12 protein-coding genes and 2 pseudogenes are annotated in these 14,412 nt (G+C 32.1%); 6 read left to right on the top strand and 8 right to left on the bottom strand.

Going from position 1 to position 14,412, the window contains the following annotated elements; all coding sequences use genetic code 11:
- The first annotated feature begins 4 nt into the window (after positions 1-4).
- The gene (locus tag ADIWIN_RS14210; protein WP_020896848.1) at positions 5-673 is read left to right on the top strand and encodes an SCO family protein; all 669 of its coding nucleotides are present in this window, start codon (positions 5-7) and stop codon (positions 671-673) included.
- A 49-nt stretch (positions 674-722) separates the two neighbouring features.
- Entirely contained in the window at positions 723-1,835 is a 1,113-nt protein-coding gene (locus ADIWIN_RS14215; RefSeq protein WP_020896849.1) for a WD40/YVTN/BNR-like repeat-containing protein, read from the top strand.
- A gap of 38 nt (positions 1,836-1,873) precedes the next feature.
- Here the strand turns inward: ADIWIN_RS14215 and ADIWIN_RS14220 are convergent, their stop codons facing one another.
- The 7 genes and pseudogenes from ADIWIN_RS14220 to ADIWIN_RS14250 form a co-directional block, all read right to left on the bottom strand.
- Positions 1,874-2,305, bottom strand: a complete 432-nt coding sequence (locus tag ADIWIN_RS14220; RefSeq protein WP_020896850.1) for a hypothetical protein — start codon at positions 2,303-2,305, stop codon at positions 1,874-1,876.
- Positions 2,306-2,313: 8 nt separating this feature from the next.
- Positions 2,314-2,817 (bottom strand): hypothetical protein, encoded by a 504-nt coding sequence (locus ADIWIN_RS14225; protein ID WP_020896851.1) that lies wholly within the window; start codon positions 2,815-2,817, stop codon positions 2,314-2,316.
- Positions 2,818-2,889: 72 nt separating this feature from the next.
- Positions 2,890-3,432 carry an RNA polymerase sigma factor gene (locus ADIWIN_RS14230; RefSeq protein WP_020896852.1) on the bottom strand — a complete coding sequence of 181 codons (543 nt, stop codon included), beginning with the start codon at positions 3,430-3,432 and terminating at the stop codon, positions 2,890-2,892.
- A gap of 307 nt (positions 3,433-3,739) precedes the next feature.
- Complete coding sequence (locus ADIWIN_RS14235) at positions 3,740-5,569, bottom strand: ABC transporter ATP-binding protein (RefSeq protein ID WP_040757401.1); 1,830 nt, start codon at positions 5,567-5,569, stop codon at positions 3,740-3,742.
- A 3-nt stretch (positions 5,570-5,572) separates the two neighbouring features.
- Positions 5,573-7,299: pseudogene (locus ADIWIN_RS14240) on the bottom strand (phospho-sugar mutase).
- A 75-nt stretch (positions 7,300-7,374) separates the two neighbouring features.
- Positions 7,375-8,323 (bottom strand): annotated as a pseudogene (locus ADIWIN_RS14245) (glycosyltransferase family 2 protein).
- 44 nt (positions 8,324-8,367) lie between these two features.
- Positions 8,368-8,901, bottom strand: a complete 534-nt coding sequence (locus tag ADIWIN_RS14250; protein WP_020896856.1) for a DUF4199 domain-containing protein — start codon at positions 8,899-8,901, stop codon at positions 8,368-8,370.
- Positions 8,902-9,048: 147 nt separating this feature from the next.
- Here ADIWIN_RS14250 and ADIWIN_RS14255 point away from each other — a divergent pair, with 147 nt between their 5' ends.
- Positions 9,049-9,300 carry a type B 50S ribosomal protein L31 gene (locus ADIWIN_RS14255; RefSeq protein WP_020896857.1) on the top strand — a complete coding sequence of 84 codons (252 nt, stop codon included), beginning with the start codon at positions 9,049-9,051 and terminating at the stop codon, positions 9,298-9,300.
- 147 nt (positions 9,301-9,447) lie between these two features.
- On the top strand, positions 9,448-10,623 hold the full coding sequence (locus tag ADIWIN_RS14260) for a GlmU family protein (RefSeq protein ID WP_020896858.1): 1,176 nt from the start codon (positions 9,448-9,450) through the stop codon (positions 10,621-10,623).
- 147 nt (positions 10,624-10,770) lie between these two features.
- Here ADIWIN_RS14260 and ADIWIN_RS14265 read toward each other — a convergent pair whose 3' ends face one another.
- On the bottom strand, positions 10,771-12,345 hold the full coding sequence (locus ADIWIN_RS14265) for an ABC transporter substrate-binding protein (RefSeq protein WP_020896859.1): 1,575 nt from the start codon (positions 12,343-12,345) through the stop codon (positions 10,771-10,773).
- Between the two features lie 113 nt (positions 12,346-12,458).
- Between ADIWIN_RS14265 and mtaB the strand changes: the two genes are divergently transcribed.
- Together mtaB and ADIWIN_RS14275 are read left to right on the top strand one after the other, a co-directional pair.
- Entirely contained in the window at positions 12,459-13,793 is a 1,335-nt protein-coding gene (gene mtaB, locus ADIWIN_RS14270) for a tRNA (N(6)-L-threonylcarbamoyladenosine(37)-C(2))-methylthiotransferase MtaB (RefSeq protein WP_020896860.1), read from the top strand.
- Between the two features lie 85 nt (positions 13,794-13,878).
- Entirely contained in the window at positions 13,879-14,382 is a 504-nt protein-coding gene (locus ADIWIN_RS14275) for a hypothetical protein (RefSeq protein ID WP_152487267.1), read from the top strand.
- The last annotated feature ends 30 nt before the right edge of the window (positions 14,383-14,412 follow it).

Here is a 14,412-nt window from a genome sequence, read left to right on the forward strand (position 1 = left end):
TTTTATGAAATACTTATGTATTATAGTACTGTTTGTGTTTACAAGCTGTAAGGATGAGGTAAAGAAAGAAACTATTAAAGTTGTTGAAAACAGTAGAGTAGAGTATTTGCCCTATTACAACGATGACTCATTTACTCCACATTGGTTAACGCCAAATACGGAAGAAGAAAGAACGTTTCATAAAATTCCTGATTTTTCATTAACAAATCAATTAGGAGAAGCCGTTACTCAAAATACGTTTGAAGATAAAATATATGTAACCGATTTCTTTTTTACAACCTGTCCTGGTATTTGTCCTAAAATGACTGGTAATATGTCTAAAGTTCAGGAAGAATTTAAAAACGACACGGACGTCTTATTGTTATCACATTCGGTAATGCCGAGTACAGATTCAGTTGCTGTTTTAAAGGCTTATGCTAAAAGTAATGATGTCATTGATTATAAATGGCATTTAGTAACAGGTGATAGAAATGAAATTTATGCGCTTGGGAGAGATCATTATTTTGTTGAAAGTGATTTAGGTGAAGTTAAAACTGATGATGATTTTCTGCATACCGAAAACTTTTTGCTCATTGATAAAAATAAACACATTAGAGGCATCTATAATGGATTAAATAGAGCTTCAATAGCGCAATTAATTGTAGATATTAAAGCATTAAAAAAAGAAAGCTAGAGTGATGATCTAGTTTTATTTGATTGATTGATTATTGTTTTGAAAAGCTTTGCGGTTATATCGCAAAGCTTTTCTATTTTTAGGGAAAATTACGACCTATGAAAAACATGCTATTTATAATAGTAATGATCTCTTTTTATTTTCTTGTAAAAAACAAGAGGAAATACCACAAAGACAATATGCTAAATTTTGGAAGAAGGATATTATTGTAGATTCTACATTAAGCATTAGAGCCTTTGAAGTTATAGATGGTAATGTATACTATGCTTCTGGAGATGGAAAGAATGGAATAATTTTAGAAGATGGATCTAGAGTGCATGGTTTAGTTTATAGTGACTCTATGGATTACGCTTTTAGATCTTCAGCATTTAACGAGAGAAATTTATTCTTTATGAGTATTGAATCCCCTGCTTTAATTTATAAATTAGACTATCACAAAAATAATGAAGTTTATTTGTCTCATAATTTAGTCTACCAAGAAAACCACCCAAAAGCATTCTACGATTCCATGGACTTCTGGAATAATGATGAAGGCATTGCTATTGGTGACCCAACAGACGATTGTATGAGTATCATCATCACAAGAGATGGTGGTGAGACTTGGACAAAATTATCTTGCGACGATTTACCAAAAGCAAAAAAAGGAGAAGCTGCTTTCGCTGCAAGTGATACTAATATTGCAATCATTGGTGATCATACGTGGGTTGCTACCGGAGGAAAAGCAAGTAGAGTACTATATTCTTCAGATAAAGGAAAAACGTGGGAAGTATACGACACACCGATTACTCAAGGCAAAGAAACCACAGGCATATATTCTCTAGATTTTTACGATGATAAAAACGGATTCGCTATTGGAGGAGATTACACCAAACCAAACGATACTTTAAATAACAAAATAAGGACTGGTGATGGTGGTAAAACTTGGCAAGTAGTGGCTAAAGGAAAAGGTCCTGGTTATAGAAGCTGTGTGCAGTATATTCCCAATTCAAATGCTAAAGAATTGGTCGCAGTAGGATTTAAAGGCATTAATTATAGTAACGATGCCGGAAATACATGGTCGCATTTAAGTGATGAAGGCTTTTATACCATCCGATTTATAAACGATTCAGTAGCTTATGCAGCAGGAAAGGGTAGGATTTCTAAACTTACTTTTAGAGAATAAAAAAAGGAAGCTATATCTAGCTTCCTTTTTTTATGGTATTAATTTTTTGAATGCCGTTTTTTATACTCATCAAACATTTTTTGTCTAAAGGAACGCTCCGCCTGATAGAGCTTTATTATTTTTTTTGCTGGAAGAATTTCAAATAAATCGTCAAGCAATTTAGAGTGTAGTTCCATTTTCTCCTTTTCGATATTTTCCATATCTAACAAAAGCAATTTGGCTTCATTTTCAGATAACTCTTCCGGGTTTTTAGATTTACGTCTGCTTGAAGAACGCTCTCTAAGTTTGTTTTCAGCATCTTCATTGGCATTATAAATAGGCCAGAATTTCTGAGCTTCGGTTTTTGTTAAATCTAATTGCTCAGTTATATGCGCGATTTTTAGGGCTGTAATCTTTTCTCTATCTAGTTTTTGCGCAAATAGGCTTGCAGAAACAAATAATGTAAGAATGAATGTGTGTACTATTTTCATAAACTTATTTAATCAAAAATTAGGTCTTCTGGTTCTATGTTTTCGAAATATTGATTTAGTGTTTCATCTGAAACATTAATATCTATAAAATCGATTTCTGAAATATCACTAGTTTTAAACAGAGACGCAAAATCATCATTACTATACTCTTCTTGGTATAAATAATTTTCAATGAGAGCTGTGTCTATATTTTCAAAAGAAATACTATCATTATTAAATACCAAACCAAAGAGTATTGCAAAACTAGCAGCAATACCTGCAACATAATAAAATGTGCTTCTAGGTTTTAAAACGATAACTGGTTTTTTAGAACTATCATTAAGTTTTTCTAAAATGGTGTTTTCAACGGATTCAAAATAATCTTTAGGCACTGTAAAGCCTGACGTTTCTGAAGACTTGAGATATTCTTTCTCATTTAAGCGTTCAAAAAGATCAGTTTCAAACGACTCAAAATAATTATTTGGTGTTTTAAAACCTGATGATTTAACGTTATGTAAATTATTGTTTTTCATGTTTACTTTCCGACATAGCGGAAATCTTTTATACTGTTTTATAATACTAAGACTTCAAATTATTAAAATGGTTTAATTTGAAGTTAAAATCGCTTCTATTTTTTTTGCTGCAATATGGTACGATGCCTTTAAAGCACCTTCACTTGTTTCTAATATATCTGCCATATCTTTATACTTTAAATCATCAAAATAGCGCATATTAAATACTAATTGCTGTTTTTCTGGTAAAGTCGCTATAGCTTTCTGCAATTTAAGCTGAATAGCATCACCTTCAAAATAAACATCTGCTTGTAAATTATTAATCGCTCTTGTTTGATGCTCTTCGTTAGTAATTTGCAAACGTTTTGCATTTTTATTTATTAGCGTAATAGATTCGTTTGTCGCAATGCGATACAACCATGAAAACAATTTACTTTCGCCTTTAAAATTATCGATACTACGATAGACCTTTATAAATGTGTTTTGTAAAGTATCGTCAGCGTCATTATGATTTAGCACAATTTTACGAATATGCCAATACAAACGTTCCTTATAGAGTTGTAATAACTCTCTATAAGCCGCTTCTTTTGTTAAAGGATTTTTTAAACGGGTTATAAATTCCGATTCGTTAATCAATTGATTTCATTTGGTATTAAGACTTCTTAAATTACTAAAAGTTTAATTGACTTTTTTGATTAAATCTATTATTTTGAAATTCTGTTAATAATCAGAGGTTTAGAACAGTTGTTTTCGATGAAGTACAATAATAAACGATAAAATACATTTTTTTCTTGTTTGCTAGTTTTATTTAGTATATGTTTGTTTTAGCTTAACCTATTATGGTTATCAGTCCCCCAAATCTGATAACAAAAAGAAAAGGATGTATATAACTATACATCCTTTTTTTTATTATTATTTATTATCGTTTAGCGTCAATGATTACTTACGATTCAAAACTCTGCATTTCTACTAGTTTTTTATAAACTCCATTTTTAGCAATCAATTCTGCATGAGTTCCTTGCTCTGCTATTTCACCTTTATTCATAACCACAATTTCATCAGCATTTTGAATTGTAGAGAGTCTATGAGCAATAATAATGGAAGTTCTGTTCTTCATCATTTTTTCTAAAGCATCTTGTACTAAACGTTCGCTTTCTGTATCTAAAGCTGAGGTGGCTTCATCTAAAATCATGATTGGAGGATTTTTAAGAACAGCTCTAGCAATACTTAAACGTTGCTTTTGGCCACCAGAAATTTTACCACCAGCATCTCCAATATTATAATTTATTCCACCTTTTAAATCTTTTACAAACTCCCAAGCATTGGCAATTTTTAAAGCTTCAATAATTTCTTCATCTGTAGCATTTTCTTTGCCTAAGAGAATGTTGTTTTTTATAGTCTCATTAAAAAGAATAGAATCTTGCGTTACTAATCCCATTAAGTTTCTAAGAGAGTGTTTTGTTAACTCTTTTATGTTTTCGTTGTCTATGGTAATGCTCCCCTCGTTTACGTCATAGAAACGTGTTACAAGATTAGCAATGGTACTTTTTCCGCTTCCCGACTGCCCCACTAATGCGACGCTTTTTCCTTTTGCGACAGTAATTGAAAAGTTTTTAAGCACTAAATCATCTTCGTATTTAAATGAAATGTTATTTAAACTAATATCAGTATTAAAACTGTCTTTAGTTTTAGCGTCAGGAAGATCTTCCAAACTACTTTCTGTCTCTATAATTTCTAACACACGTTCCGCAGCCGCGTTTCCAGATTTTACTTGGTAACTAGCTTTACTTATCGCTTTTGCGGGTGTTAGTATTTGATAAGATAACGCCATGTATGCAATAAATGAACCTCCAGATAAAGTTTGCTCTACCATTACCATATTACCACCATACCACAACAAAGCAGCGATAGTAGCAATGCCAAGAAATTCACTTGTTGGTGACGCTAAATTTTGACGATTCATTAAGGTGTTTGAAAAGTTATAATATCTATTGGTTGATGCTTGAAACTTAGCATTAAAGAGTTTTTCTGCATTAAACCCCTTGATGACTTTAAGTCCTCCTAACGTTTCTTCGAGAGTAGAAAGAAATAAACCTTGTTCACGTTGCACTTTATCAGATTTTCGTTTTAAACTTTTACCAATTCTAGATATAATAAAACCTGCAATAGGAATAAAAATAAATACGAAAATCGTCAACTTCACAGAGATTAAAAACATTGCAACAATTGCAAATAGGATAGTTAAAGGTTCTTTTACGATAAGTTCTAAAACTGAAAGCATAGAGTTTTTAACTTCATTGACATCTCCAGAAATTCTAGCAATAATATCTCCTTTCTTTTTTTCAGAATAATAGGAAATAGGAAGTGTAATAACCTTACTATAAATTTCGTCTCTTAAGTCTCTAAGTACACCATTTCTTAAAAAGGTAATAAAGAACAGCGCTAAATAATTGAATAAATTTTTAAGAAGGAAAAGCCCAATGATTAATACAATCATATAAAGCAATGCTTGCTGAGGACCTTCGCTTGCTGTTGTTTTGGTAATGACGTAATTGAGATAATTTTCTGTAAAATCTAAAAACTCACCAAATCCAGTAAAAACAGGTTTCTCAGTAATTTTATCACTTTCACCGAATAATACATTAATCATTGGCATTAATGATAGCATGGCTAATGTGCTGAATAATGCATAAAAAATATTACATATAATATTTAGAATAGCATAGCGCTTATACGGTAATATAAACCGAGATAATTTCTTTATATAATCCATTAATTATAACTTCAAATCCTTGAGGATAGCTTTAATTCTATCATCCAACAATTGCTCCGTTGATGCAAAGTCTGCCGAATTGTCAAGGTCAGCATTTACGCTGATGTAGAATTTTATTTTGGTTCTGTACCACTTGGTCTTAGTGCGATTTTACTTCCGTTTTCTGTATAATAAATTAATACGTTAGATTTTGGAATATCTATAGCGGTTTCTTCGTTAGATTGAAGGTTTTTAGAAATGGACAATTGGTAATCTTCAATTAAGACTACTTTTTCACCATTGATTTCTTTTAAAGGATTATTTCGAGCATCAACCATCATTTGCTTAATTTCTTGTGCGCCTTCGATACCTTTTTTAGTTAAAGACACTAAATGTTCTTTAAAGAAACCATGCTCAACGTACAAATCAATTAATTCTTGATATAATGTTTTTCCATTTGCTTTTGCTTGCGCAGCAATTTCGCAAGCTAAAAGGGTAGAGGTTACTGCATCTTTATCGCGTACAAAATCACCAACCATAAATCCAAAGCTTTCTTCGCCACCGCCAATAAAATCAAGCTCTGGGAAGTCTTTGATCATTTTAGCAATCCATTTGAATCCTGTTAATCCAATTTTAGATTCAACATTATATGCATTACCTAAAACGGTCATCATTGGAGTCGATACAATTGTAGATGCTATAAATTGATTACCATTTATTTTACCTTCTTTTTCCCATTGCTTTAAGAGAAAGTTCGTCATTAAAACCATGGCTTGATTCCCATTAAGAATCACCAATTCATTGTCTAAGTTTCTAACGACAACACCTAAACGGTCACAATCAGGATCTGTACCAATAACAATATCACCATCTACTTTTTCTGCCAATTCCATGGCCATTTTTAAAGCAGCAGGCTCTTCCGGGTTTGGAGATACTACTGTTGGAAAATCTCCATTAGGAACACGTTGCTCTTCAACAATATGAACATTAGAATAACCAGCACGCTTAAAAGTTTCAGGAATCGCCGTTATAGACGTACCGTGTAATGAAGTAAATACAATTTTTAAATTTTCCTTTGCCGCTTTAGGCGTATCAAAACTGCCATTACTAACACAGGCATCAATAAAAACATCATCAACATCTTTTCCTATATATTGAATTAAATCTGAATTGGATTCAAACTTAATTTCAGAATAATCTAAACGATTTATTTCAGCAATTACAGCTGAATCTTGAGGCGGTACTAATTGACCTCCATCTTGCCAGTAAACTTTATATCCATTGTATTCTGGTGGATTATGAGACGCTGTTAATACAATACCACAATGACAGTTTAGGTGTTTTAAAGCGAACGATAATTCGGGTGTAGGTCTTAATTCTTCGAATAAAAATACTTTGATACCATTGGCTGAAAATACATCTGCAACAAGTTTTCCGAAGGATTGGCTATTATGTCTACAATCGTAAGCAATTGCAACTTTTATATCTTCATTAGGAAACGATTGTTTTAAATAATTACTTAAGCCTTGTGTGTTTTTTCCTAAAGTGTATTTGTTGATTCGGTTAGTTCCCAATCCCATAATACCTCGCATTCCACCAGTTCCAAATTCGAGATCTTTATAAAAACTCTCTTCTAATTCTTTAGGATTAGAGGCAATCATGTTTTTAATTTCCTTTTGAGAGTCTTCATCAAAAGTTGGTGTTAGCCAAGAATTTACACGTTCTAAAATTTCTGGTTTAATATGTATCATGGATAAAGTGGATTTATTAACAAAAATAAACAATTCAAAATTTTAATAAGTCTTGTAAACAATAAAATTAGCTTATCACGACAGATTCAAATTTTCTTTTATAAAATAGCGTTGTTGTTGACGGTTAGAGCGTAAAATAAGTTCCCCCAAGAAACCTGCGATAAATAATTGCGAACCAATAATCATGGTAGATAGCGCAATGTAGAATTGTGGTCGGTCTGTAATGAGTCGCCCTGTAGGGTTTAAAAATAACTTGTCCATACCTAAATAAAAGGAAAACAAAAACCAATAAAAACATAATAACACCGAGTGCACCAAATAAGTGCATTGGTCTTTTACCAAAGTGAGACAAAAACCAAATGGTGATGAGGTCTAAAAAGCCATTTACAAAGCGATTCATCCCAAATTTAGTATGGCCATATTTACGGGCTTGGTGCTGTACTACTTTTTCTCCTATGTTAGTGAATCCTGCGTTTTTAGCAAGAACAGGAATGTAGCGATGCATTTCACCGTACACATCAATGTGTTTTACAACGGTATTGCTATAGGCTTTTAAGCCGCAGTTAAAATCATTCAAGGTAACACCAGAAGTGCGTCTTGCTGCCCAATTAAATAATTTTGAAGGTAAATTTTTAGAGAAATAAGAATCGTAACGTTTCTTTTTCCAGCCAGAAACCAAATCAAAACCATCAGCTTTAATCATTTTAAAGAGTTCTGGGATTTCTTCAGGATTATCTTGTAAGTCGGCATCCATTGTAATGACGACATCTCCTTCTGCTTTAGAAAAACCAGCATGTAAGGCTTGTGATTTTCCAAAGTTTTTAAGAAACTTAATACCTTTTACTTTGGGATTAATTTCACCTAGTTCAGTAATTATTTGCCACGATTTATCAGTGCTACCGTCGTCTATAAAAAGAATTTCATAAGAAAACTGATTGGATAGCATCACTGAGACTATCCAATCGTGTAATTCTTTTAAAGAGTCGCGTTCGTTAAGTAGTGGAATTACTACTGATATATCCATATAATTTTAGTCTAATTTCTATGCCTCAAAAATAAAGAAATTATTTAAGCTGCGTCAGGATCATTTTTTTTCATGATTAAAGCAACTAATAGTCCAATTATAGAATAAAAAACAAAACCTTGTGCTAAGGATTTTAATTGTGTTGTTATCGCGAAGGTATCTTGTTTTTCCATTTCAATCATTGCTTTTTCTATTTCACTAGCCGGAGCTCCAAAATTTTCCATTAAACTTACTGTTTTTTCTAGCACAATCTCTTTAAGAATAATTGCAGCCTCTTGATCTACATAATTAAATAAGATAAATGTAACAAGAGTACTAATAAGAATTCCTATTGCGATTGTTATAAAATATGATGAAAACGCTTGCTTGAAACTGATAAATCCATTTAACATCGATTTAGCTTTAGCAGAAGATATAATTCCGAAAATAATACAGATTAATGGTAATAGTAACATTACAAGCCAAAAATTGACTAATAATTCTAAGTCTATCGCATAGCCTATTATTGTAAATGAAACTAAAATAAGACTCAAATAAACTCCGTAATTAACGGCAACAGATTTTAAAGATTTTTCCATAATTAGGTTGGTTTTTCTAGTTAGTATTCAAAGTTACATAAATGTTACATACTTTTACTAAATAAAATTTGACAAAAACATTGTGGATTTATAAAAATTGGTTAAATTTGCACCTCGAAAAATCGAATACATTTAAAGCATTTAGTGATGAAAGCAGGAATACATCCAGAAAATTATAGAGTAGTAGCATTTAAAGATATGTCTAACGAAGAGGTATATTTAACTAAGTCTACAGCAGATACAAGTGAGACTATCGATTTAGATGGTACTGAATATCCATTAGTAAAATTGGAAATTTCTAGAACATCTCATCCTTTCTACACAGGTAAATCTAAATTAGTAGATACAGCTGGTCGTATCGACAAGTTCAAAAACAAATATGCAAAGTTTAAAAAATAAACTTCGCTTACCAATACACACAAAAGCCTTTCTGTTATCAGAAAGGCTTTTTTATTTTAAGCAATTAAGTTATTTTTGATGTCATAATTGTGTTGGATTTTAGAACGATAATCTTCTTAGTGCCAACTTTTAACTTTAAATCTTACCATGAACTACATATTATTTGACGGTCCTTATCGTAATAATCTTTTACCATTTACATTTACAAGGCCAGTTGCAGACCTAAGAGTTGGTATTTTAACCATACGCCAAAAATGGGAATCGTATATAGAATATACTACTACAACGGTTACCGAAGATTACTTGTCAGATAAGTATCCTATGGTAGAAATGGAAAATAATATTATGATTAATGCGTCTTTTCTACCTAATATGGAAGTTGCAGAGGTTGTGAAAAACTTAACCGAAAATCAGGCTTTATTTAAAGGTGAAGATGTGATTGCATTTTATATTAAAGAAGGAGAGGAAGTTAGTGATTTTTCAACCTTTGAAGCGATAGAGTTTGAAGGTGATCTTTTAAAAATAGAACATACTTGGGATATTTTTGCACTTAATGGTGAAGCAATTATCGAAGATTTTAGCTTAATTACTAAGGATAGAGAGTCGCAACCAATACCTGCGACAATCAATACCATTAATCCTGAAAATATTTTTATCGAAAAAGGCGCCACTTTAAATTTCGCGACACTTAATGCCAGTTCTGGACCAATCTATATTGGTAGAGATTCGGAAGTGATGGAAGGCTCTATGGTAAGAGGTCCTTTTGCATTGTGTAATAATGCCACATTAAAAATGGCTAGTAAAATTTATGGACCAACGACTGTTGGACCGCATAGTAAGGTCGGTGGTGAAGTCAGTAATTCTGTTATTTTTGGATTTTCGAACAAAGGTCACGATGGCTTTTTAGGAAATTCTGTTATAGGAGAATGGTGTAATCTAGGTGCAGATACGAATACTAGTAATTTAAAAAATAATTACGCAGAAGTTAGACTTTGGGATTATGAAACACGAGGTTTTGCTAAAACAGGACTACAATTCTGTGGATTAATGATGGGGGATCATAGTAAGTGTGGTATTAATACCATGTTTAATACGGGTACTGTTGTTGGCGTTAGTGCTAATATCTTCGGAAGTGGTTTTCCTAGAAACTTTGTGCCAAGTTTTTCTTGGGGAGGAAGCAAAGGTTTTGTGACTTATAAAACAGACAAGGCGTTTGAAGTAGCAGAGGTTGTAATGGGAAGGCGTAAAGAGGAATTTACAGAAATAGACAAAGCAATTTTAAATCATATTTTCGAAGAATCAAAACCATACAGGAAAGACTAATATCGCGTTAAAAGCTTAATTCTCAACATTGTTTATGTTTTATAGGTCTTGAACGTGCTGAATATGTTAAAGCATAAGTTTAGACAATTTTTTTTGAATTATTATTTTTTGGGATTTAAGAGTAAAAATTAAATGGTATCTTTAATTTTATAGCTCACTCTTTTTAACGGATTTCAATTCCAACAAATTAGTCGCATTAATACCCAAACCAGTAACGTTTTTTCTTGTAAACCTAACGACTTCATCATAAAACATAGGCACTATTGGTGCAGAAGCTATAATTAAAGAATCCATTTTAGTATAAAGTTCTATACGTTTATTGTAATCTGTTTCTAAATAGGCTGCTTCATACATTGTGTCAAATTCAGCACTTTTAAAATGTGTATAGTTTGGACCATTTGGCGCAAAATTTTTGCTATAGTATAAGGATAAATAGTTTTCAGCATCAGGATAATCGGCAATCCAACTCGCTCTAAAAAAATCGACCTGACCATTAGCTTTTGCATCTTTAAGACTCGAAGGTGGAATAACATCAATAGTAACCAGTAAGCCTATTTTTTGAAGTTCTCGTTGAATAAATTCACAAAAGCTTAAATAATTACTTGTAGTCGTGAGCGTAATTTCTGGATTTTTAATTCCTGTTTCAGCTTTAAATTCGGAGACCAATTGTTTTGCTAATTCAGGGTCGTAATTAAAACCAATTGTGGCATCATAACCAGGTAAACCTTTAGGAATAAACCCTCCATTTGCAGGAATTCCGATGCCATTTCTCAAATACATCATCATTTTATTGCGATCAAAACCTACATTAATCGCTTTTCGCAGTTTTGAAGATTGAATAGTGCTAACCTCACTTTCCATAAAAAAAGCTAGATATTCTGTATTAAGATAGGGACCGCGAATCATATTCACATCAGCTGTATAATTTGATTTTAATTGCCCAACGGTAGTTAAAATTTCATCTTTATAGGATCCGTCTAAACCAGATACAAAATCAATATTGCCCTGCGCAAACTGTAGAAATTCACTTTGCTTGTCTGGTAAAAAAGTAATAGCAACAGCTTCAAGATAAGGTAACTGTTGGTTTATAGAATCTGTTTCAAAATAGTTGTTGTTTCTTCTGAATACTAATTTTAAATTTTCCTCCCAACGTTTAAATTTAAAAGGACCAGTTCCAATGGGGTGAGATCTAAAATCATTCCCATAATATTCCACGATTTCCTTTGGCACCACAGAACAATATTTCATGGTCAACAAGCCTAAAAACGCAGGAAACGCTTGTTTCAGTTTAATTTGAAATGTAGAATCGTTTATAGCAGAAAAGCCTTCAACCTTATTTAAAACCCAACTTCCTGGTGACGCAATCGCTTTATTTCTTAAACGGTTAAAGCTATATTCAAAATCAGATGCCGTTACAAGCCTTGTAGAATCTTGGTTACTGCTCGAAAGATTAGAGTTAAACAATTCATGATTATGAAAAAACACATCATTTCTAAGTGTAAACGTATAGGTTTTTGCACTATCAGTAATCGCCCAATTCTTAGCAATACAGGGCATTACATTAAGTTGGTCATCCATTTGAACTAAGCCGTTAAATAACTGATGTGTAGCCCAAATGTCTGCTAGATCCTTGGAAAACGCAGGATCTAATGAACCTATATTTTTATGTTCATTGTATCTAAAAACGAGATGGTCTAATGTTGTTTTTCTTTTGAAGTACAAGAAAAGGCTATGAGAACGAAGGCGCCAAAAAGTAATCTATGTAATAAGAATGGTGTGAGTTTTAGCATATAACTTATATGTTGTAAATTTGCCAACTTGGTAAAAGTACAAGAATGAATCCAACAAAAAAAGTCGCATTTTATACATTAGGTTGTAAACTGAATTTTTCAGAAACATCTACAATCGCAAGAGGTTTTACAGATGAAGGTTTTGATCGTGTAGATTTTAAGCAATCTGCAGACATTTATGTGATCAATACCTGTTCGGTGACCGAAAATGCAGACAAGCGTTTTAAAACCATTGTAAAGCAAGCTCAAAAAAGTAATCCAGATGCTTTTGTTGCTGCGATTGGTTGCTATGCGCAATTGAAACCAGAAGAATTAGCGGATGTACATGGGGTAGATTTGGTTTTGGGGGCCACAGAGAAATTTAAGATTACAGATTACTTAAATGACTTAACTAAAAACGATTTTGGTGAAGTCCATTCTTGCGAAATTGAAGAAGCAGATTTTTACGTTGGTAGTTATTCTATAGGTGATAGAACTAGAGCATTTCTAAAAGTACAAGATGGTTGCGATTATAAATGTACCTATTGCACCATTCCTTTAGCAAGAGGAATTTCTCGTAGTGACACCATGACTAATGTTTTGAAGAATGCCCAAGAGATTTCAGAACAAGGTATAAAGGAGATTGTATTAACAGGAGTTAATATAGGAGACTACGGAAAAGGAGAATTTGGTAATAAAAAACATGAACATACTTTTTTAGACTTAGTTAAAGAATTAGATAAAGTTGAAGGTATTGAGCGTTTAAGAATTTCATCTATAGAACCGAATTTGTTGAAAAATGAAACTATAGATTTGGTTTCAAATTCGCGAGCATTTGTACCTCATTTTCATATTCCATTACAAAGTGGAAGTAATGAGATATTAAAAAAGATGAAACGTCGCTACATGAAAGAATTGTATGTAGATAGAGTTTCAAAAATAAACGAAGTTATGCCTCATGCTTGTATTGGTGTGGATGTTATCGTAGGATTTCCGGGTGAAACCGACGAATTGTTTTTAGAAACATATAACTTTTTAAATGCATTAGATATTTCATATTTACACGTGTTTCAATATTCTGAGCGCGACAATACTGAAGCGGCAAAAATGCCTAATGTCGTTTCTAAGGCAAAAAGAGTAAAACGCAGTAAAATGTTGAGAGGTTTATCTGCTAAAAAACGTCGTGCATTTTATGAAAATCAATTAGATACAGATCGCATTGTTTTATTTGAAAGTGAAAACAAAGAGGGGTATATTCATGGGTTTACAGAAAACTATGTAAAAGTAAAAGCGCCTTGGAATCCTGAATTGGTAAATACACTAGAAAAAGTGAGATTGACGAAAATTGATGACGATGGTTTAGTTCGATTTGAATTTCAAGAAGATTTAGCACTAAACTAGTCAAATTTTTATGGTTTTAATAACAGGTATTTTCCTATAAATAAGTTATTTCGTTTTATATTTGGCTTTAATTAAGGATTATACATTGAAAAAAACAGCTTTAGTTTCTCTTCTTATTGTTTTATTGGGTTCTACGATGTCGTGTTCAGATAAAAGTGAACATGATGTTATTGGCATTTGGTTATTAACTACACGAACCAGTGATCTTCCGTTTGATGTAAATCAGGATGGTGTCTTTAATACGAATCTTGTTTCAGAAATAGATTGTAATAAAACAGAAACACTAACATTTGAAACTAATGGAACGGTATCTTCTGGAAATGAATTTTCTAATCCACTAAAGTATTATAAAGAAGAGGCTACAAATGTGTACAGAATTAATTCGGACTGTAATACGGAAGGCATTATAAGTTTCGCTTCAGAGTTTGAAATCACAGAGGAGGATACTATTAAAATTTCAGATAGAGTATATGTTTTAAGTGGAAACACTTTAACAACAGTATATGAAAATTCGGTAAATATTTATAATGAGGATTTTACTGAGGTCATAGAAACTAAAGATTTAAAATTGATTTATACCAAGCAGTAATTATCTCAAAATTTTGGATATAAAAAAAAC

This window comes from Winogradskyella psychrotolerans RS-3 (assembly GCF_000427335.1).
GTDB lineage: Bacteria > Bacteroidota > Bacteroidia > Flavobacteriales > Flavobacteriaceae > Winogradskyella > Winogradskyella psychrotolerans.